We start from the raw sequence: 18,585 nt of genomic DNA, 5'->3' as shown, positions 1-18,585 counted from the left end.
GCGTAGGCAAGGAGGACCGGAATGACACCCGACCCGGACCCGCCCGTCCGCGGCTCCGCGCCGTCCGCGCGCCCCGCCGCGGTGCCGCCGGCGAAGGAGACCGAGGAGCCGCGGGAGCGACCGGCGGAGCCCGGTCTCCCCGGACACGACGCGCCGCCACCGAATCTGACGGCCGGTGAGCCCGGCAGAGGGCACCGAACCCATCGGCCATGGTCCGCGCGCCGCCTTCCGGCCGCGCTGGTCGCCTCGGTGGTTCTCGTGGCGGCGGGCGCGGCACTGCTCGACGTCGTCGCCGTACGGGCGGGACGCCCTGCGGCAGCCTGGCGCCGGCACCTGGCCGACGAACTGGCGACCCGCCCGCTGAACGACGTGTGGATGCTCACGGGGGCCGCCGTGGCGGCCGCCCTCGGCGTCTGGCTGCTCGTGCTGGCCCTCACTCCCGGCCTACGCCGCTGGCTGCCCCTGCGCTCCCCCGCGGCCGGGCTGCGGGCCGCCCTGGACCGGGACGGTGCCGCCGATCTGATACGTGACGCCGCCATGCGGGTACCCGGGGTCGGTAAGGCTCGCGTCCGGGTGCGCCGCCACCGCGTCAAAGCCAGCGCGGACGTCCGTTTCCGCGACCCCCGGAAGGTGAAGGACGACCTCACCGCCGTCCTCGGTGACGAGCGCGACCAGCTCGCCCTCGCCCGTCCTCCCCGCGTCGTCGTACGGGTACGACGGCGCACCGACTGACCGAGAAACCATCAGCACCGGAGCCCGCACCATGACGCCGCAACCTGTAGTCAACCGCAGTCTGCTGGCCCTCGCCGGGCTGGTCCTGCTCGGCGGCGGTCTGCTGATCCTCTTCGCCGGGCTCGACATCTACCGGAGTCACCATCTGGTGCCGCCCGCCGGCTGGCCCCTGACCACCCCGGCCGACGTCCTGCTCGGCTCCGCCGACCGGGCCCGCTGGAGCAGCCAGGGCTGGTGGTGGTGGCCCGCGGTCATCGCCGCCCTCGTCCTCGTCGTCCTGCTCGCCCTGTGGTGGCTGCTCGCCCAACTGCGCCGGCCCCGCCCCGGCACACTGCCCATCGGCGGCACGCCCCCGCAGGAGGGCGTCGAGGTGCGCGACCGCGCGCTCAGCGACGCGATCGCCGCCGAAGCCGGTGCCCTGCCGGGCGTTGAACACACGGCCGTACGCATCACTGGCCGTCCTGCGCATCCCCGCACCCGCGTCGGCCTCACTCTCTCCTCTCAGGCGGCACCCGGCGCCGTCCTCGGCGCCCTGTGGGAGGGCCCGCTCCGAACCGCCCGTCGGTCCACCGGGTCCTCTCACCTGCCCACCGAGGTCCGCCTGCAGGTCGCCGGCCACAGACCGCACCGCGCGGAGTAAGGAGAAGACCACCCGCCCCTGTGCCCACCCCCTGCGGTCGCTGGCCGTTCGCCGGGGCCTCGGCACCCTTTCCCCCATGGAGAGACCATGATCATCCTGGGTATCATCCTGCTCGTCGTCGGCTTCGTCACCGGGATATCCATCCTGTGGACCATCGGGATCATCCTGCTGGTCATCGGAGCCATCCTGTGGCTCCTCGGAGGCATGGGACACGCCGTCGCGGGTCGACGCCACTACTGGTGACCGCCCGGCACGGCCTACGGTGCGAGTAGCCGGGGATTACCCCTCTGACCCGCTGTGCAGCGCCCGACCCGGCTTCGGCCGGCTCGGGCGCCGGCGCGTGCTCGGCCCTCGGCGGTCACCGGGATTCAGTCGGAGGGCGGAAGCAGCGTGCCCAGGGGCCCGAGGTCGAGGTTGAGGTCCTCCATGGTCAGTCCGTGCTCGGCGCACAGGTCGCTCATGCGGTCGTGCAGGAGCAGGAGGGTGGCGCCCAGGCGTTCTTCCTGGTCCTCGGTGAGGTCTCCTCGGTCGACGCGGTGCAGGGCCTGTCGTTCCATCAGCTGACGCAGCAGTTCCACGAGGGTGAGGACGAGCTTGAGGAGGTCCCGTTCGACGGTGTCGCGGTCGGAGCTGATCCGCCGGGCCGGGGAACGGGAGCCCTCGCCGCCCGGAAGGTCCAGGTCGCGCGGGGCGGCGGGCAGCAGCCGGAAGGCGCGGGCGGCGGCCTCCGCGACCTCGTCGGCGCGGGACGGCGGCCGGCTCTCACCCTCAGCCGTCATGGCCGCCACCCTGCAGCGGGCCCGTGCTCGGCCACGGCGAGGGGTTCTGCTCGCTGATGGAAACGATCAGGGCACGGAGAGAGACCCGCACCAGGTCGATGTCGGCGATGGACAGCACGACGTCACCGGTGAGGACGACGCCACCGGTCAGCAGTCGGTCGAGCAGGTCGATGAGAGCGACCTGCCGCTGGGGCAGGCGCTCCGTCTCGGGTTGCCGGTCGGGCGTGATCACGGGGGTGCTCCCTCCGCGGTACCGCCGGGTTCACCGGGTGGCATGGCGAAGGAGTACGGAGCCCAGGGGCCGGTGGCCTCGACCCGTACCCCGTCCAGCCCGTCGGCGGCGTGCGTCACGTCGGCCAGGAAGTCGTCGCAACGGTTCAGGGGCACCAGGTACGCGTCATTGACGACGTTCTCGCCGACGACGTCGGCGCTGCCGGCCGCCTCGGCGAGAAATCCCTGTTGTACGCGGTGCCGGACCCGGTCGGAGGCGTGCTTGCGGCCCGCCGTCTCCACCCGCTCGGCGGCCTTCTGCGCCGACTGGTACACGGTGTCGCGCACACTCTGCTGCTGCCGGCGGTTCCGCAGATAGGCGCGCCCGGGGGTCAGGTCCTCCGCGGGAAGGGCCGGGGCCGCGGGGACCGCGGACGGCTCGGCATAGATCTTGACCCCCCATTCGACATGTTCGGAGAGCCGGGCCAGGCGATCGGCGAACACGGTCCGCCCTGCTTCCAGTACCTCCCGGGCGCGCTGGTCGTCGAGGTAGACGGTCGCCAGGCGGAAGGGGAGGACGGTGGTGCGCTCGGCCAGGGCCTCGATGACGCCGTGGTGGGCGCGGGCCACCGCCTCCAGCCATTCCAGGTCCTCGAGATGCTGCTTGAGGGCGTGTTCCTGGAAGTCCTGTGCGGGCACCCGGCTCACCACCAGCGCCAGCTGTTCGTCGCCGGCTCCGGTGACGAGGCCGACCGGGGCGCCGGCGACGCCCCGGAGCGGCGGGGCCGCCTCCCGCAGTCCCTCGATGTCGCGCACCACCGCGTACGCGTACGTCAGCAGGTCACTCATCGCGAGCACTTCCGCGGCGACGGCCGCCGGTGCGCCGGGGCGCTTCCTCCTCCAGGGGCAGGGCGTTGCCCTGGCGCAGAGCATCGATCTCGGCCCGCAACCGGCGGTTCTCCTCGGCCAGTGACCGATCGCCCCTGGCCCGGGAGGAGAGCGCGGGGTCGTGCTCCCACCAGTCGATGCCCATCTCCTTCGCCTTGTCGACGGAGGCGACCAGGAGGCGCAGTTTTATGGTCAACAGCTCGATGTCGAGAAGGTTGATCTGAATGTCGCCCGCGATGACGATGCCCTTGTCGAGTACCCGTTCGAGGATGTCGGCGAGATTGGCGGAGGAGCCCTGCCCGTAGGGCTGCGCCGCTCGGGACGGGTAGGAACCAAGCCTGTTGGCCAGGGGTTCAGTCACGGTTGCGGCCTCGAATTCCCTCGTGCCGGATCAGGAGTGTCAGCCCTGCCGATGGGCGCGGATCTCCTCCAGCCGGTCGAGCAGTTCGTCCTCGCGCCGGTCGAACGTCTCCTCGTCGATGTCTCCCGCGACGAGGAGACGTTCGAGCTCGGCGAGTTCGCGGTGCACCGGTGCGGGGTCGTAGTACTGGTTCTCGGCTTCCTCCCGGACCCGCTCCACGACCCATACGACACCGCGCACGGGGGCCAGGGGGAGGGTGACGAGCTGGGTGAACAGGCCCATGGGAACTCCTTCAGACGAAGCTGTAAGGGGGCAGGGGGCCGTTGAGCCGGAAGTCGAAGTCGTCGCCCATCTGATGGGCGACACTCAACTCCGTGGTCAGGAAAGCCTCTTCGCGGTCCCCGGTCACCAGGAACGACACGTTGAGGAAGTCCGAACCCGTCGGCTGGGACGATTCGAGCGTGCGGGCGAAGGGGCGCAGAGCTTCGACCACGCCCGTCGCCAGCGCCTCCTGCCGTGCCTGTACCTCCTGGGTGACCAGCTCCCCCAGTCGCAGCGAGGCGTCGGGGGCGGCGGAGCCGCCGCGGATCTCGTCGTTGAGCTCTCGTGCCACGTCCGACTCCCGCAGGATCTGCCGCAGCAGCGCGTCCTCGTCCTGAGACGCCTTGAGGTGGTACTCGCTGCACCCCTCCAGTGCCTGGAGCCGGTCCGTGTAGTCCGCGGCATTCTGTTCCAGGGCCGCCAGGACCGCCTCGTCGTTCTCGGCGACGAGGCCGAACCGCATGGGGAGCACCGTGCCGTCCGCCATGAGGCGCTCCTGGACTTCCTGGTGCGCCAGGACGTCGCGGCGCTTGGCGCGCAGATCCTCCGGCGCGTCGCTGACCACGGCGCACAGCGGCCCGGCCGTCACTGTCCGCAAGGCCGCCGGGGGTTCACCGACGCCGTTGAGACCGTCGAGGCGGAGCGGGTGCTGCTTGCCCGTAATGGAGTAGATGTATACGGCCATGGCTCATTCCTTCTCGCGCGGCGAGCCTTATTCGCGCTCGCGTCGGGAGGTACGCCGAACCGGCCGCCGTCGCCTCTCCACGGGTTGCCTTTCCTTGCCCTCGTCCTCTTCCTCGGGCTCCTCTTCTTCGGCCTCCTCGGCGTCGTCACGGCCGGTGATCCCCTTGAGGGAATCGGTGACCGCTTCCGCCGCGCCGGAGAGAGCGCCCTTGGATTTGCCTTTGGCTCCGCTCTCGACCGTGTCTCCGACGATGTCCGTCAGCTGGGCGGGCGCCTTCCTCCCGGATTCGAGGTCGAGACGGTTGCACGCCTCGGCGAAACGCAGATAGGTGTCGACGCTGGCCACGACGATGCGAGCGTCGATCTTCAGAATTTCGATCCCCACCAGCGACACGCGGACGAACACGTCGATGACAAGTCCGCGGTCAAGAATGAGTTCCAGGACGTCGTAGAGGCTGCCGGTCCCGCCACCGCCACCGCGAGCGACACCGCCTCCACTTTGCGGCACCACTGTCATGGTGCCTCCCTTCACCGGCTGTGCTTTCTCAGCCCCGCCGGTCGATCTGGCCGCGCGTATAGCGGCGCTTGCGTTCGTATCCCACCAGATCGCCTTCCTCGTCGAGCGTCACTCGATAGGTGGCCATCACGCTGGTGGTTTCGGGGACACGCTCCAATTCGAGTACCTCGACGTCGGCTTCCCAACCGGTCTCGGTCGGCTTCAGTGCCGAGACGGACTCGGGAGCACGGCCGAGCAACTCCTGGAGCTGTCCGACGGCGGAACGTATGGCCCAAGCGGCGCCCTTGCCGGAGCGGCGGGAACCACTCGTGCTGTCCCCGTCGGAGCCGCGGCTCCGACCGCTGGATCGCCTCCGGGGTTCTGGTGCGGCCATGATCTCTCCGGTGGTCGGAGCGTGCGCCATATTCCATCCACGAACCCTATAATTTCATCATATAGGGACACATATCGCCCTAGCGTGGATGACTTCGCGGGGATCTGCCCGCCGGTCGCATGGTGTGTCTGCGGCACAGCGGGCAGTGAGGCACGGTGCGCGTGCGATCCGCTTTCTCCATCGCGGGTTCGGGACCGGGGCGTTGGTCCGGACGCGGGCGTTTCCACCTGCCCTTTGTGAAGGGAACCGGCTCATGAACGACACGACCAAGGTCGGCCTCGCCGCCGCCGTCGCAGCGGGCTATGTGCTCGGACGCACGAAGAAGGCCCGCCTTGCCTTCACCATGGCAACTTACCTTGCCGGCCGCCGCTTTGGGCTCGACCCTCAACAGCTGCTGACGACCGGACTCCGCAAGATCGGTGAGGTTCCAGCGGTCTCCGAGCTGAACGAGCAGGTGCGCGGCGAACTGCTGGGCGCCGGCCGCAAGGCCCTGGCGGCCGCTGCCGATCGGCGCCTCACCGACCTCGCCGACTCGCTCCGCGAGCGCACGCAACGCATCGGCCAGGAGAAGGACGAGGACGAAGAGGAAGAGGACGAGGACGAGGACGAGTACGAGGAGGACGAGGAGGAGCCGGAAGAGGGCGAGGGGCGTTACGAGGACGAGGAAGAAGCGGAAGAGGGAGAGGAGGAGGAACCGGAGGAGGAAGAGCCGGAGGGGGAAGAGCCGGAGGACGAACTGGAGGAAGAACCCGAGGAGGAGGAACCCGGGGAGGAGGAAGCCGAGGAGGAGGAAGAACCCGAGGAGGAACCTGAGGAGGAGGAAGAGGAGGAAGAGGAGGAACCGCCACAGCGTCGCCGTCGGCGGACGGGAACCGCGGCGAGGAAGCGCGCCGACGAACCCGCTCCCCGTAAGGCGGCCGCCAAGAAGGCCGCTCCTGAGAGGAAGGCGGCGCCGGCGAAGAAGACCGCGTCGCACCGGCCCCCGGCCAAGAAGGCGGCACCGGCGAAGAAGGCCGCGAAGAAGTCTCCGCCTCCTGCCAAGAAGGCTCCTGCGAAGAGGCCCACTGCCAAGAAGACCGCGCCGAAGAAGGCGGCCGAGAAGAAAGCCCCGGCCAGGAAGACGGCACCGGCGAAGAAGACCGCAGCCAAGAAGACCACCGCGCGGCGGAGGTAGGTCATGGCCGACAAAGAGCGTGACAACAACCACGGAGAGAGTTCGGGTCTGGACCTGCTCCGCGAACAGGTCGTCGACTACCTCGGTGCTCAGGTGGAACATCTCGCCGACAAGGCAGGGGACAAGTTGGGCGATGTCACCGACCATCTCCTCGACTCGGCCGAGGGCGGGGGCGGGGGAATGCTCGCCGGTGTCGGCGGTCGAATGCTCAAGGGCGACTCCCCGCTGAAGGCATTCGTGGGTCAGAAGGCCAAGGGGCTCAAGGACAACGTGGTGGGCAAGGTCAAGAGCATCTTCGGCGGAGGGGGCGGCGGCAAGGCCGGCAGCACCAAGGTCATGAACATCATCGAAGTGCTCGACGTGGGTGTCCCGATCCGCACGGCGTACAACTACTGGAGCCAGTATGACGAGTTCAGCGGCTTCACCAAGGGCGTACGCAGTGTGTCCAAGAACGACGAGGTCGCCAGCACCTGGAAGGTGAAGGTCGGTCCGTCGACCCGCGGCTGGAAGGCATCGGTCGAGGAGCAGGTGCCGGACGAACGCATCGTGTGGAGCTCCGAGGGCGCGAAAGGCACCACCCACGGCTGTGTCAGCTTCCACGAAATCACGCCCGACCTGACGCGCATCGTGCTCGTCGTCGAGTACTACCCCTCGGGCTTCTTCGAGAAGACCGGCAACCTGTGGCGCGCCCAAGGCCGCCGATTGCGGCTGGACTTCAAGAACTTCCAGCGCTACGTCACCTTCGCCGACGAGGAGGTCGAGGGCTGGCGCGGAGAGATCCGCGACGGCGAGGTGGTCCGCAGCCACGAGGAGGCACTGGAAGAGGAGGAAGCGGAAGGGGAGGCCGAGGGCCAGGACCAGGAGGAGTACGACGAAGAAGACGAGGAGACCCCCGAGGGAGAAGAAGGAGAAGAAGAGGGAGAAGAGGGAGAAGAGGGAGAAGAGGAAGAGGAGTACGACGAGGAGGAACCGGAGGAGGAGTACGACGAGGAGGCCGAGGAGAACGGGCGCTGACGCGGCCTGTGCCGGGCGATCCCCCTCGGCTCGACCCGCCCCGGGGCTCCGCTCCCCGGTGGGTTCAGATCCGTTGGGCGCGGTGCAGGAGGGTGTGCAGTCCGTAGGGCCGTAGCGCCGCCCGGGCGGCGTTCGCTCCGGGGGCTCCGTGGACTCCGCCGCCGGGGTGGGCGGCCGCGGAGGCGAGGTAGAGGCCCCTGACCGGGGTCTCGGGCCGGCCGGTGCCGGGGACGGGACGGAAGACGGCCTGTTGGTGCAGGGCGGTGGTGCCGTTGTTGATGGCGCCGTTGTGGAGGTTCTCGTCCATGGCCTGGAGGGTGGTGGGGGCCAGGATCCGGCGGGCGAGGATCCGGGTGCGGAAGCCGGGCGCGAACCGCTCCACCTGGGCCTCGACACGGTCCGCCATGGCTTCCTGTTCGCGGGTGTCCCAGCGGCCGGTGATGCGGTCGGGGCCGGCGTCGGAGGCGATGTGCTGCGGGACATGGGTGTAGGCCCACGCCGACTCCGTGCCGGCGGGTGAGCGGCTGGGATCCGCCGTGGTCATCTGCCCGACCAGGGCGAACGGCTCGTCGGGGACCTGTCCCATGGCGATCTGCGAGGCGAACCGGGTCAGGCTGTCCATCCCGTCGGCCACGTGGACCGTTCCGGCGCCGGAGGCCTGCGGGGCGGTCCACGGCACCGGGCCGGTCAGGGCCCAGTCGACCTTGAAGGTCGCGAAGTCCCACTGGAAGCGTTCCAGGTCCCGCAGGAGGCGGGAGGGAAGGTGCTCCTCCCCCACCAAGTCCCGGTACAGGGCCGGCGCCGACGTGTCCGCGAGCACCGCGCGGCGCGCGCCGACGGTCTCGCCGCCGGCCGTCCGGACGCCCACCGCCCTGCCGCCCCGTACGACGACGGACACGGCGCGCTCCCCGCACCGCAGCACGCCGCCGCGGTGCCGCAGGCGGCTCACGAGCGCCGCGGTCAGGGCCCCCGCCCCGCCGACGGGCACCGGGAAGCCGTGGCTCTGTCCGAGCATCGACATCAGCCAGCCGAATCCGCCGCTGCCCACCGCCTCGGGGGCCAGGTCGGCGTGCAAGGCGTTCCCGGCCAGCAGGAGCCGTCCCGCCTCGCCCCGGAACTCCTCGTCGCCCAGGCGGCGTACCGGCAGCGCCAGGTTCCGGGCCAGCCGCAGTCCGTCCGCGGTCCGCAGCCTCGCCGCCAGCCGGAGCCCGGAGCGGACCGGAGGGAACGGCGTGAACAGGGCCTGCACCAGGTCCTGCCCGACACGCCTCCAGGCGTCGTACAGGTCCCGCCAGGCATCGCCGTCGCCCGGCGCGAACGCGTCCAGCCCCGCTGCGGTCTCCTGCACCCTGCGCTCCAGCACGGCACATCTCCCGTCCCGCAGCGGGTGGGCCAGCACGCGTGGGGCGTGACTCCATCGCAGTCCCTCCGCGGCGAGATCCAGGCGGGCGAGGACCGGGGACACGGCGGCCAGCGGGTAGAAGGCGCTGAAGAGATCGGAGACGTAGTCGGGATGGACACCGCGATCGCTGCGTACGGCACCTCCGGGCTCCTGCTGTGCCTCCAGGACCTCCACGCTCCACCCGGCGTCCGCGAGCACATTGGCCGCCACCAGCCCATTGGGACCGGCGCCGATCACCACCGCGTCAGGCATGGCGGGCCCCGGCATGATCCTTCTCGGCGGGATCCTGTTCCACGAGCTTGGCCAGGCGTTTCAGCATGCCCCGGTGCCGCAGCACGAGCAGCGCTTCACTCGCGGTGTTGTGGAGGGTGCCTCCCAGGCCGCGCAGGGGGTGCTCGTCACAGATGACGAGGGTTTCCTCCTCGCCCCATGGCCTGAGCTGGAGGAAGATCCTCGCGGTGCCCAGCGGCTTGAACGAGGCTTCCAGTTCCAGTTCACTTCCCGGTTCCTGGTGGCGAACCGTCGTCACCCCGTCGGCCGACCACGGCCCCAGCCGCACGGTGTAGCGGAGCCTGGATCCGACAGCGGGCCAGGTCCGGTCGAGTGGCACGGAGCCGCTGGGGCCCACCACCCACTCCTCGTAACGAGTCGGATCGGCCAGCACCGCCCACACCGCGTGCGGGGGACGCCGGATCAGCTGATGGTGGACGGCCACGGAGGTGCCCCTTCTGCGGGAACGGACGATGTCTCGCACAGCCGCGTCACGCGGCACCGGGAGTGCGGGCCCGCGTTCGCACCGGCGCTCGCGCAGGGCTGGAACACCCGGGCACGGCCGACGCCTTCATCCGCCATGCGGTGTCACGGCCATGGTGCGCGTACTCGAATGCCCTCGCATCTCACACGGACCGCACAGGAGGGCGGCGCGCCGCCTACCGGGGGGCCGGGCAGGACATGGACAGCTCCAGGAGGTGCAATACGACTGACGATGAGTGATCGGTGGAAGTCTCCCCTTGGAGGAACTCGCGTGACCCCTGCCCCGCCCACGTCCCTCGCAAGTTGGCCGACGCCGTTGGAGAGGGCTCCGCGTCTGGCCGCCGCCCTCGGCCTGCGGGAGACGGATCTGTGGATCAAGCGAGACGATCTGATCGGTTTGGGGGCAGGCGGAAACAAGGTCCGCAAACTCGAGCACACGGTCGGCGCGGCCCTGGCCGCCGGCGCGGACACCCTGGTCACGGTGGGGGCTCCACAGTCGAATCACGCAAGGCTGACCGCCGCGGCCGGAGCGAAGCTCGGCCTCGATGTGGTGCTGGTCTTTCCGGGCACGCCTGGCGGGTCACGGTCGGGAAACCTGACCCTGGACGCCCTCTTCGGGGCTCAGGTCCACTGGGCAGGCGACGCCGACCTGCGACAGCTTGTCGCAGCCGCGGAGGAAGTCGTCGAGGTACTGCGTCGCAGAGGGGCGCGCCCGGAGCTGATCCCGTTCGGTGGGTCCAGCGCCGTGGGTGCCCGGGGCTTTGTGCAGGCCGGCAAAGAGCTGCTTTCCCAGGTTCCCTCGCTGGACCTGGCCGTCGTCGCGCTGGGCTCGGGAGGCACCATGGCCGGCCTGGTCGCCGCGCTGGGCGCCGACCGTGTACTGGGCGTCGACACCGGCGCGATGGACGACCCGGGCGCGGCGGTCGCCGCCATGGCCGGCGAACTCACCGGTACCGCGGTGCGGGACCGGCTCCGCATCCGGTCGGACCAGGTCGGTTCCGGCTACGGCCGGCTCACCGAGTCCACCGCCGCGGCGCTGCAACTCGTGGCCCGCACCGAAGGCATCGCACTCGATCCCGTCTACACGGGGCGGGCCATGGCCGGACTCGTGGCCGCGGTCAGGGACGGCACCATCACCCCTGGCCGGACGACCGTTTTCTGGCACACCGGCGGCCTGGCCGGACTCTTCGGCCACGCCGAGGCAGTCGACCACTTCGACGCCGTCCTTCGGGTGTTCCCGGCATAGACGGGGTGCCGGCGCCGTGGCCCCTGGGTCGGACGTCCGGACGGAACGTCCTGGAAGGCCGTACGGACGAAGCCCGGCGAACCTTCCGCGCCGGGGTCCTGGCGGCGTTCACGAACGCGGTGCGCGGCAACGGCGGTTGGCAGAGGTATCCGTGGACGTCGTTGCAGCGCACTTATGATCGTCGGCATGACGCTGCGCCTTGTTCAGGTGAACATGAAGGCTCTTGACGACTCGGCTGTCGGCCGGTTCTGGGCGGAGGCGCTCGGCTGGGGTCTTTCCGGTGCGGGATCCGGTGTGACCGCCGTTCAACCCGCCGGATTCGACTGGCTGGACCCGATCACCGTCGGCATCGACGTCGTCACCGTCCCGGAACCAAAGACGACGACCAAGAACCGTATCCACCTCGACCTTGCCACCACCTCTGCCGCCCATCAGGCGGAGTTGGTCGCGCGCCTCCAAACCCTCGGCGCGACGCCCGCCGACGTGGGCCAGGGCGACGTGCCGTGGACGGTCCTCGCCGACCCCGAGGGCAACGAGTTCTGCGTCCTGGAGCCCCGGGAGGTCTACCGGGACACCGGGCCGATCGCCGCGGTGGTGGTCGACTGCGCGGACCCACGGGCCATGGCCCGGTTCTGGGCCGAGGCGACGGACTGGACCCTGCGCGAGGTTTCCGACGGTCACGCGGTGTTGCGCTCCGCCAAGGGGACCGGCCCGTATCTCGAGTTCCTCCGCAAGCCCGGCGCGAAGACCGTGCCGGACCGCGTCCATCTCGACCTGGTGCCGTACCCCGGTGACGGTCAGGAGGCGGAGGTGACCCGGCTGCGGTCCCTCGGCGCCACCGACCTCGACCTCGGTCAGGGCGACGTCTCATGGGTATGCCTGGCCGACCCGGAGGGCCACGAGTTCTGCGTCCTCGCCCGGCCCTGACCCTCGAGGAGTTCGAAGGCCTGCCGCCCTGACGTGAACACCTTCCGGCGGGACCAGCGGTCCCCCGGACACCGCCGGTGGGGTGGCGTCCGGGGGACTGTCCTGCTGGGTGCCGGCGGTCAGGTGCGGCGGCGACGGGCCGGCGCGCGTGACGCGGACTTGGGTTCCCGGGTCGGGGTTTTCGTCTCTACGGTGCCGTCGGCGACGTCGGTGTCGAGCACCTGATCGCCGTACAGGTCCTGGAGCCAGTTGGTCTGGTAGATGGTGTCGAGGTACCGCTCCCCGAGGTCGGGGGCGACCGCCACCGCGGTGAGGTCATCGGTGTCGTGCCGGGACAGCCAGTCCGTCGCGCCGCTGACCACGGTTCCGGTGGAGCCGCCGAACAGGAAGCCGTGTCTGGCCATGCGATGGCACATCCGGATGGTGTCCGGCTCCTCGACCTTGATCACCTCGTCGACGAGGGACTCGTCGAGCAGCGGCGGCCGCATGCTCATGCCGAGGCCCGGGATCATCCGGCGGCCCGGCTCGCCGCCGAACGCCACCGAGCCGGCCGCGTCCACGGCGACGATCCGCACCGGTCTGGGCCACTCGCGGAAGTAGCGCGCGCAGCCCATCAGGGTTCCGGTGGTGCCGGCCCCGACGAACAGCACGTCCAGTTGCGGGAACCGGCGGGCGATCTCGGGGGCCGTCGTACGGTAGTGGGCCAGCCAGTTGCCGGCGTTGGTGTACTGGCTGAGCCAGACGTATCGGTCGTCGGAGGCGCACAGCGAGCGGACGTAGTCGATCCGCTTGCCCAGGAATCCGCCGTTGGCGTCCTGGTCGGCCACGATGTGCACCTCGCTGCCGAGCGCCTCCATGAGGAGCCTGGTCGACAGGTTGCACCGGGAGTCCGTCACACACAGAAACCGGTAGCCCTTGCTTGCGGCGATCATGCTGAGCGCGACGCCGAGGTTTCCGGAGGAGGACTCCACGAGGACGGAATCCGCAGTCAGGATCCCGTCCCGCTCGGCGCTCTCCACCATCTCGTTCGCGGCCTTCAGCTTGATGGAGCCGGCGAAGTTGAACGCCTCGCACTTCAGGTAGAGCGGGTATCCGCAGATCGACGCGAGATCGACGAAGAGGTCGCCCTCGTTGAAGGCGTGGGGAGCGGATATGACAGGCACGGCGGGCCTCCTGGTGCCGGGCCGAGGACCACGGCCTCAGCCGTACCGACGCAGTTCGTGGAAGAAGTCATCGATGAGACGCAGGTTCCCCGCTCGGGACACCTCGTCGTAGACGTGCTTGCCGACGGCGAGGTCGAGGACGCCGAGTCCGAAGGGCGAGAAGATCACCGGTCGGTCGGCCGGCGGCGCGGCCCTTCCGGCCATGACGTCGCCGAGGGTTCCGTTCAGGAAGTCCCGGTTGCCGCTGAGCTGTTCGGCCAGGTGGGGCGACGTGTCGGCCTTGAGACAGTGCTCGACGTCGTCGACGAAGTTGGCCGCGCCCAGCAGGATCTCCGGGGCGAGGTCGCGCAGGGAGACGTGCAGGACCAGCGGGTTGTGGCTGAACAGGGCCTGGTCGGTGACGTGCGGCCGGCCTGCGATGGTGGCGAAGACCACCAGGTCGCTGGCGCGGACCAGGTCTTCGGCGGTGTCGTGGACGGTGATGTGCGCGGCCGTGCCGGTCTCCCGCAGGTAGCCGCGGAAGCCGGCCGCGCTGTCGGCGGACACGTCGTGCACGCCGATCTCGTCGAAGTCCCAGCCCGTGCCGGCCAGGAAGGTGTGGATGTAACGGGCGATCAGGCCCGTGCCGAAGAACCCGACCCGGGTGGGGCGGGTCCGGTTGCGGCTGAGCCAGTCGGCGGCCAGCGCCGCGGAGGCGGCCGTCCTGGTGGCGCTGATGATCGAGCTCTCCAGGCAGGCGAACGGGTAGCCCGTGTCGTGGTCGTTGAGGATGAGCACCGCGGAGGCCCGCGGCAGCCCGGTGCTCACGTTCTCCGGGAAGCTGGAGATCCACTTCAGGCCGTCCACGTGGACCTGGCCGCCGAGGGAGGCCGGCAGCGCGATGATCCGCGAGGTGGGGCGGTCGGCGAAGCGCAGGAAGTACGACGGCGGGTTGACCGAGTCGCCCGCGTCGTGCAGCCGGTAGACGGTCTCGACCAGCTCCACGAGCGGTTTCTCACGTCCGCTCAGTGCCTGCTTGACCTGTTCGCCGGTGATCACCGCGAAGGTGGGTACGGCCGGCCCGTCGGGCACGGCGGACCGGGTGGCGTTCGACAGGGTGTCGGTCATCGCTCGCTCGCCTCCAGGGCCGGGCAGTCGTCGGCGGGCCGCAGGGGCTCGCCCAGGCCGACCAGCACCTGGCGCTCTCCGGTGAACGCCTCCCTGCTGTGCGCGCTGCCGATGTTGTCCACGAGCAGCAGGTCACCGGCCTGCCAGGGTTCGCGCCTGGTGTGCGCCTCGTAGGTGCTGTTGACGATCCGGACGACGTCCTCGTCGATCGGGGTGCCGTCGCCGTGGCGGGTGTTGAACGGGAGCCCCTCGGGGCCGTAGACGTCGAGGAGGTACTCGCGTACCTCCGGGTCCAGCGTCCACTCGTTGAGGAAGGCGATCTGGTTGAACCAGCAGCGCCGGCCGGTGAGCGGGTGCCGGACGACGGCGGCGCGGCGCTGCTCGGTGCGCAAGGTGCCGTCGGCCTGCCAGGTGCAACTGATGCCGTTCATGCGGCAGTAGTGCTCGATCTCGGCGCGGTCGGCGGTGCCGAACGACTCCGCGAGGCTCGCCCCGATCTCGTCGTTGTAGCTGCGGGTCAGGATCCAGCCCTCGCGCTCGAACCGTTCGGTGAGTCCGGTGGGCAGTGCCCGCAGCACCTCTTCGGCGTCGGCCACCGCCGTCGCCCCGCCCTGCTCGGGCGCGGTGAGACAGGCGAACAGCAGCAGGCCGGGCACCTGCTGCTGGTAGCTCAGCTCGTGGTGCATGCACATCGGCTGGTTGTCGGGCCAGGGCGTGGAGGAGTAGAGCCCCCGGCCGTGGGCCTCACGGGGCGCGAAGGCCTCCCGCTCCGTCATGAGGTCACCGGCCAGCCGGCCGAAGACGGCACCGGCCCGGCCCGCATCGCGCAGTCCGAGACCGCGGACGACCAGCGCCCCGTGCTCGGTGACCTGGGCGCGCAGCGCGTCGCGGTGCTCGGCCGTCCACTTGGGGGCGTCGTCGGGGGGATCGACGCACAGCAGTGCCGGTTTGTCCGGCCGCAGCTCCACGTCGAGTGGTGATGCCAGGGAGGAGAACGGCATCTCGGGTTCCTTTCGGTCGACCGCCTGGAGTGTGACGGGGGTCAGGAGGAGGCGAGGGGAAGGACGGCGTTCAGGACGGCCTGTGCCGTCTCGGCCGGACGGGTGCGCAGGAAGTGGTGGCCCCCGTCGGCGAGTTCGTGGAGGTCGACGTGGTCGGCCAGGAGCAGCCAGTCCCGGTGACGCTGGGCGTGGCCGGCGGTGTGCGGGTCGTCGGCTGCGACGACCACCGAGACCGGCGCGGTCAGTTTCACCGGCGGCGGGGATTCCAGGACCTGGTGGAAGTAGCGGTGCGCGGCGACGCAGTCGTACCGGTAGGCGGCGGCGATGTGTTCGGCGTGCGGCGGGTTGAGTTCGACGAGTTCCGCGTAGCCGCCGTCCGCGGTCAGCCGCTCGGCGATCTCGGCGTCGCTGCTGCCGGTCAGTTCGACGATGGCGGCGAACCGGTCGCCGGCGGTGCCGAGCAGTTGCGCGCCGAGGAAGACCCGGGCCACGCGCACACCGCGCTGCTGGAGCCTCAGGGCGGTCTCGACGGCCGCCGCGGTGCCCGAGGAGTGGCCCCACAGCACGACCCGGGTCAGGCCGCGGGCCGTGATCTCGGCGACGGCCCGCTCGGCCACCTGCTCGATGGACACGAACGGCTCGGGGGGTGCGGCCAGGTTGTGGCCGGGCAGGTCCACGGCGAGGACCGGCAGGCCGCTGCCCGCCAGCGCGCTCGCCATCGGCTGGTAGTTGACGGCGTTGCCGCCCGCGTACGGGAAGCAGACCAGGGCGCACTCCGGGGCGCGGCTCCCGCCCGACAGCGGCAGCAGCAGTTCCGGGCGCTGCCGGGCCGTGCCGTCGAGGAGGGCGGCCAGGTCGGCCAGGACCGGGTGCCGGGTGATGTCCTTCAGGGACACCGCGCGGTCGAGGGCGAGGCTGAGTTTGACCGCGGTGAGGGAGGTGCCGCCGGCGTCGAAGAAGTGGTCCGTGCGGCCGATCCGCCGCTCGGGCACCCCCAGCAGTTCGGCCCAGGCCGCGGCCAGCCGCCGCTCGGTCGGGCTGAGCGGGGCGGCGGCGTCCGCGGTCTCCGTGTCCGGTGGCGACTGCTCGGCCCGTGCGGTCAGGGCCTTTCGGTCGATCTTGCCGTTGGCGGTCAGCGGCAGGCTGTCCTGCCAGTGGAAGGCCGACGGCACCATGTAGCCGGGCAGCGCCGCGCCGAGTGCCTTGCGCAGCACTTCCGGTTCCTGCTCCTGGCCGGAGTAGAAGGCGATCAACTGCTTTCCGCCACCGGTCCGTTCGGCGACGACCACCGCGCCGTCCCGTACCCCGTCCACGCGCAGCAGGGAGTTCTCGATCTCGCCGATCTCGATCCGGAAGCCGCGGATCTTGACCTGGTTGTCCCGGCGGCCGAGGAACTCCAGTTTGCCGCCGGGGTGCCAGCGGCCCCAGTCCCCGCCCAGGTAGAGCCGTTCGCCGGGCCGGTACGGGTCCGTCCGGTACGCCTCCCGGGTGCGTTCGGGATCGTTGACGTACCCACGGCCCACACAGACTCCGGAGAACGCGATCAGTCCGGGGGCGCCCAGCGGTACCAACGACAGGTTCTCGTCGACGACATGGACGCGCACGTTGCCGACGGGCCGCCCCAGCAGCACCCGTTCGGGCACCTCCCGGAGGACCTCGTGGTTGGTGTCGTCCGACGTCTCCGTCAGACCGTAGGCGTTGAGCAGTTCGATGCCCGGCTGGACCGCGAACCAGCGCTGGACCAGCTCCCGTTTGAGCGCCTCGCCGGTCACCGACACACAACGCAGGTCCGGGAGCATGCGCGGGTGCCGCTCCAGATAGGAGACGACGACCTCCAGATACGACGGCACGAGCTGCGCCACGGCGACCCGGCCGCGTTCCAGGGTGCCGACGAACCGCTCCACGTCGGTGATCACGTCCTGCTCGACGAGCAGGGTCCGCCCGCCCGCCAGCAGCGGGGCCAGCAGCTGCCACAGGGAGATGTCGAAGCACTGCGGGGCGGTCTGCGCGACCACCGATCCCTCGCCGATCGCCAGGTCGTCGATCTTGGCGTGGAGGTGGTTGAGCATGCCCGCGTGCTCGCACATCGCGCCCTTGGGCTCGCCGGTGGAGCCGGACGTGAAGTAGATGTAGGCGAGTTGGTCGGGGTCGACTTGGATGCCGGGTCCGTCGTCGGCGTGCGATTCGGCGTACGCCGTCTCCGTCAGGAGCTTCTCGACGCCCCGCAGGGTGGCCAGGGCCTCGTCGAGGGTGTGGGTGCTGCCGGATTCGGTCAGGACCAGCCGGCATTCCGCCCGGGACAGCGTCGCGGCGATCCGGCCGGCCGGGAAGTGCGGTTCGATCGGCAGATACGCGCCGCCCGCCTTGAACACCGCCAGCACGGCCGCCAGCCAGTCGAGGTTGCGCTCGGTGACGACCGCGACGACGTCCTCCCGGCCGAGGCCCCTGGCCAGCAGGGCGCGCGCCAGCCGGTTGGCCCGCCGGTCGAGTTCGCCGTACGTCCACTGCTGCTCGCCGTGTACGGCGGCCACCGCCTCCGGATGCGTCCGGGCGCGCTGCTCGAACAGTTCGTGTGCCCGCGCGTCCGGCAGCGGGCGGTCGGGCCCGGCCAGGCCGTCCAGCTGCTCGCGTTCCTCCTCGGCGGACAGCAGGCTCTGGTGGGTGTGGTCGGCGTCGGGCTCCGCGGTCATCAGCCGCAGCGCGGTCAGGTGGTAGCCGCCGATACGGGCGGCGGCCCGGGCGTCGAGTACGTCCGTGCGGTACCGCAGGTGCAGGGTCAGGCGTCCGTCCCGGTCGGACCAGCGCACGTGCAGGACACCGTCGTCGGCGTGGGCCTCGTGGGCTTCCGTCGGCCCGCACACGACCTCGTACGGCGGCTCCGTCAGGCCGAGTTCGCGCCGTAGCTCCGCCACCGGGAAATCGCGGTGGGCCAGCACTTCCGCCTGGGCGTCGTGCGCGGCCGTGAGCAGGGCCGGCCAGGACCCGGCGGGGACGGACGCCCGGCACGGCAGCGGCTCGCCGCCCGCGCCGGTGGCGTACCCCGTGACCACCTCGGGTTCGCCGGAGAGCACGGCCAGCACCTTGAGGTGTGCGGCCAGCATCAGCACGCCGACCGGCATGCCCCGTTGCCCGGCCAGTGCCCGCACCGCCCCGGTCGTGTCGTCCGGCACGGGTATCTCGTGCTCGGCCGAATCGTGGACCGGTTGCGGAGCCCACCGGGGCACGGCGGTGGCACCGCCTGCGGTCAGTGTCCGGCTCCAGAACTCCCGGTCCGATTCCACGCGCGTTCCCAT

General features: G+C 70.8%; 21 protein-coding genes. 7 read left to right on the top strand and 14 right to left on the bottom strand.

What is annotated here, in order from left to right; all coding sequences use genetic code 11:
• Positions 1-21: 21 nt before the first annotated feature.
• From ACWDGI_RS13040 to ACWDGI_RS13030, 3 genes are all read left to right on the top strand, one after another.
• On the top strand, positions 22-732 hold the full coding sequence (locus ACWDGI_RS13040; protein ID WP_450758316.1) for a DUF6286 domain-containing protein: 711 nt from the start codon (positions 22-24) through the stop codon (positions 730-732).
• A gap of 31 nt (positions 733-763) precedes the next feature.
• Positions 764-1,372 (top strand): alkaline shock response membrane anchor protein AmaP, encoded by a 609-nt coding sequence (locus ACWDGI_RS13035; RefSeq protein WP_450758314.1) that lies wholly within the window; start codon positions 764-766, stop codon positions 1,370-1,372.
• 87 nt (positions 1,373-1,459) lie between these two features.
• Positions 1,460-1,615 (top strand): DUF6131 family protein, encoded by a 156-nt coding sequence (locus ACWDGI_RS13030; RefSeq protein ID WP_450758312.1) that lies wholly within the window; start codon positions 1,460-1,462, stop codon positions 1,613-1,615.
• Between the two features lie 125 nt (positions 1,616-1,740).
• Here ACWDGI_RS13030 and ACWDGI_RS13025 read toward each other — a convergent pair whose 3' ends face one another.
• From ACWDGI_RS13025 to ACWDGI_RS12990, 8 genes are read right to left on the bottom strand one after another with little or no spacing between them, the layout of a single operon-like run.
• Positions 1,741-2,151, bottom strand: a complete 411-nt coding sequence (locus ACWDGI_RS13025) for a gas vesicle protein K (RefSeq protein WP_450758310.1) — start codon at positions 2,149-2,151, stop codon at positions 1,741-1,743.
• A complete protein-coding gene (locus tag ACWDGI_RS13020; RefSeq protein WP_450758308.1) occupies positions 2,141-2,383 on the bottom strand; it encodes a gas vesicle protein in 243 nt (80 codons plus the stop codon). Before ACWDGI_RS13020 ends, ACWDGI_RS13025 begins: the two co-directional genes overlap by 11 nt.
• Positions 2,380-3,210 (bottom strand): GvpL/GvpF family gas vesicle protein, encoded by an 831-nt coding sequence (locus tag ACWDGI_RS13015; RefSeq protein ID WP_450758306.1) that lies wholly within the window; start codon positions 3,208-3,210, stop codon positions 2,380-2,382. The genes ACWDGI_RS13020 and ACWDGI_RS13015 overlap by 4 nt, the downstream gene beginning before the upstream one ends.
• Positions 3,203-3,610: a gas vesicle protein gene (locus tag ACWDGI_RS13010; RefSeq protein ID WP_450758304.1), complete on the bottom strand. Its 408-nt coding sequence runs from the start codon at positions 3,608-3,610 to the stop codon at positions 3,203-3,205. Before ACWDGI_RS13010 ends, ACWDGI_RS13015 begins: the two co-directional genes overlap by 8 nt.
• Positions 3,611-3,649: 39 nt before the next feature.
• Positions 3,650-3,892, bottom strand: a complete 243-nt coding sequence (locus ACWDGI_RS13005; protein WP_450758302.1) for a gas vesicle protein GvpG — start codon at positions 3,890-3,892, stop codon at positions 3,650-3,652.
• Positions 3,893-3,902: 10 nt separating this feature from the next.
• Positions 3,903-4,616, bottom strand: a complete 714-nt coding sequence (locus ACWDGI_RS13000; RefSeq protein ID WP_450758300.1) for a GvpL/GvpF family gas vesicle protein — start codon at positions 4,614-4,616, stop codon at positions 3,903-3,905.
• Positions 4,617-4,643: 27 nt separating this feature from the next.
• On the bottom strand, positions 4,644-5,132 hold the full coding sequence (locus ACWDGI_RS12995; protein WP_450758298.1) for a gas vesicle structural protein GvpA: 489 nt from the start codon (positions 5,130-5,132) through the stop codon (positions 4,644-4,646).
• A gap of 28 nt (positions 5,133-5,160) precedes the next feature.
• A complete protein-coding gene (locus ACWDGI_RS12990; protein ID WP_450758296.1) occupies positions 5,161-5,505 on the bottom strand; it encodes a gas vesicle protein GvpO in 345 nt (114 codons plus the stop codon).
• 253 nt (positions 5,506-5,758) lie between these two features.
• On the opposite strand from ACWDGI_RS12990, the gene ACWDGI_RS12985 reads away from it, so the two are divergent.
• Both ACWDGI_RS12985 and ACWDGI_RS12980 read left to right on the top strand, forming a co-directional pair.
• Positions 5,759-6,679: a histone protein gene (locus ACWDGI_RS12985; RefSeq protein ID WP_450758294.1), complete on the top strand. Its 921-nt coding sequence runs from the start codon at positions 5,759-5,761 to the stop codon at positions 6,677-6,679.
• Positions 6,680-6,682: 3 nt separating this feature from the next.
• Complete coding sequence (locus ACWDGI_RS12980) at positions 6,683-7,693, top strand: SRPBCC family protein (protein ID WP_450758292.1); 1,011 nt, start codon at positions 6,683-6,685, stop codon at positions 7,691-7,693.
• Between the two features lie 64 nt (positions 7,694-7,757).
• Here ACWDGI_RS12980 and ACWDGI_RS12975 read toward each other — a convergent pair whose 3' ends face one another.
• Together ACWDGI_RS12975 and ACWDGI_RS12970 are read right to left on the bottom strand one after the other, a co-directional pair.
• Positions 7,758-9,347 carry a phytoene desaturase family protein gene (locus ACWDGI_RS12975; protein WP_450758290.1) on the bottom strand — a complete coding sequence of 530 codons (1,590 nt, stop codon included), beginning with the start codon at positions 9,345-9,347 and terminating at the stop codon, positions 7,758-7,760.
• Positions 9,340-9,810 (bottom strand): SRPBCC family protein, encoded by a 471-nt coding sequence (locus tag ACWDGI_RS12970; protein WP_450758288.1) that lies wholly within the window; start codon positions 9,808-9,810, stop codon positions 9,340-9,342. Before ACWDGI_RS12970 ends, ACWDGI_RS12975 begins: the two co-directional genes overlap by 8 nt.
• Positions 9,811-10,119: 309 nt before the next feature.
• Between ACWDGI_RS12970 and ACWDGI_RS12965 the strand changes: the two genes are divergently transcribed.
• Both ACWDGI_RS12965 and ACWDGI_RS12960 read left to right on the top strand, forming a co-directional pair.
• Positions 10,120-11,094: a D-cysteine desulfhydrase family protein gene (locus ACWDGI_RS12965; RefSeq protein WP_450758286.1), complete on the top strand. Its 975-nt coding sequence runs from the start codon at positions 10,120-10,122 to the stop codon at positions 11,092-11,094.
• 186 nt (positions 11,095-11,280) lie between these two features.
• Positions 11,281-12,021 (top strand): VOC family protein, encoded by a 741-nt coding sequence (locus ACWDGI_RS12960; protein WP_450758284.1) that lies wholly within the window; start codon positions 11,281-11,283, stop codon positions 12,019-12,021.
• 119 nt (positions 12,022-12,140) lie between these two features.
• Here the strand turns inward: ACWDGI_RS12960 and sbnA are convergent, their stop codons facing one another.
• From sbnA to ACWDGI_RS12940, 4 genes are read right to left on the bottom strand one after another with little or no spacing between them, the layout of a single operon-like run.
• Positions 12,141-13,184: a 2,3-diaminopropionate biosynthesis protein SbnA gene (gene sbnA, locus ACWDGI_RS12955; protein ID WP_450758282.1), complete on the bottom strand. Its 1,044-nt coding sequence runs from the start codon at positions 13,182-13,184 to the stop codon at positions 12,141-12,143.
• A 36-nt stretch (positions 13,185-13,220) separates the two neighbouring features.
• Positions 13,221-14,291, bottom strand: coding sequence for a 2,3-diaminopropionate biosynthesis protein SbnB (sbnB, locus tag ACWDGI_RS12950; RefSeq protein ID WP_450758280.1), 1,071 nt, complete (start codon positions 14,289-14,291; stop codon positions 13,221-13,223).
• Positions 14,288-15,292 carry a TauD/TfdA family dioxygenase gene (locus ACWDGI_RS12945; protein WP_450758278.1) on the bottom strand — a complete coding sequence of 335 codons (1,005 nt, stop codon included), beginning with the start codon at positions 15,290-15,292 and terminating at the stop codon, positions 14,288-14,290. The genes sbnB and ACWDGI_RS12945 overlap by 4 nt, the downstream gene beginning before the upstream one ends.
• 41 nt (positions 15,293-15,333) lie before the next feature.
• On the bottom strand, positions 15,334-18,585 hold the full coding sequence (locus ACWDGI_RS12940; protein WP_450758276.1) for a non-ribosomal peptide synthetase: 3,252 nt from the start codon (positions 18,583-18,585) through the stop codon (positions 15,334-15,336).

The sequence above is a fragment of the Streptomyces sp. NPDC001220 genome (assembly GCF_053597895.1).
This window is presented reverse-complemented; position numbering and strand designations above follow the sequence as displayed.

Coding starts and splice junctions, on each gene's coding strand:
- ACWDGI_RS12990 (WP_450758296.1), bottom strand. CDS start 5,505: ATGGCCGCACCAGAACCCCGGAGGCGATCCAGCGGTCGGAGCCGCGGC.
- ACWDGI_RS12995 (WP_450758298.1), bottom strand. CDS start 5,132: ATGACAGTGGTGCCGCAAAGTGGAGGCGGTGTCGCTCGCGGTGGCGGT.
- ACWDGI_RS13025 (WP_450758310.1), bottom strand. CDS start 2,151: ATGACGGCTGAGGGTGAGAGCCGGCCGCCGTCCCGCGCCGACGAGGTC.
- ACWDGI_RS13040 (WP_450758316.1), top strand. CDS start 22: ATGACACCCGACCCGGACCCGCCCGTCCGCGGCTCCGCGCCGTCCGCG.
- ACWDGI_RS13015 (WP_450758306.1), bottom strand. CDS start 3,210: ATGAGTGACCTGCTGACGTACGCGTACGCGGTGGTGCGCGACATCGAG.
- ACWDGI_RS12985 (WP_450758294.1), top strand. CDS start 5,759: ATGAACGACACGACCAAGGTCGGCCTCGCCGCCGCCGTCGCAGCGGGC.
- ACWDGI_RS12940 (WP_450758276.1), bottom strand. CDS start 18,585: ATGGGAACGCGCGTGGAATCGGACCGGGAGTTCTGGAGCCGGACACTG.
- ACWDGI_RS12945 (WP_450758278.1), bottom strand. CDS start 15,292: ATGCCGTTCTCCTCCCTGGCATCACCACTCGACGTGGAGCTGCGGCCG.
- ACWDGI_RS13000 (WP_450758300.1), bottom strand. CDS start 4,616: ATGGCCGTATACATCTACTCCATTACGGGCAAGCAGCACCCGCTCCGC.
- sbnB (WP_450758280.1), bottom strand. CDS start 14,291: ATGACCGACACCCTGTCGAACGCCACCCGGTCCGCCGTGCCCGACGGG.
- ACWDGI_RS12960 (WP_450758284.1), top strand. CDS start 11,281: ATGACGCTGCGCCTTGTTCAGGTGAACATGAAGGCTCTTGACGACTCG.
- ACWDGI_RS13035 (WP_450758314.1), top strand. CDS start 764: ATGACGCCGCAACCTGTAGTCAACCGCAGTCTGCTGGCCCTCGCCGGG.
- ACWDGI_RS13030 (WP_450758312.1), top strand. CDS start 1,460: ATGATCATCCTGGGTATCATCCTGCTCGTCGTCGGCTTCGTCACCGGG.
- ACWDGI_RS13005 (WP_450758302.1), bottom strand. CDS start 3,892: ATGGGCCTGTTCACCCAGCTCGTCACCCTCCCCCTGGCCCCCGTGCGC.
- ACWDGI_RS12975 (WP_450758290.1), bottom strand. CDS start 9,347: ATGCCTGACGCGGTGGTGATCGGCGCCGGTCCCAATGGGCTGGTGGCG.
- ACWDGI_RS12980 (WP_450758292.1), top strand. CDS start 6,683: ATGGCCGACAAAGAGCGTGACAACAACCACGGAGAGAGTTCGGGTCTG.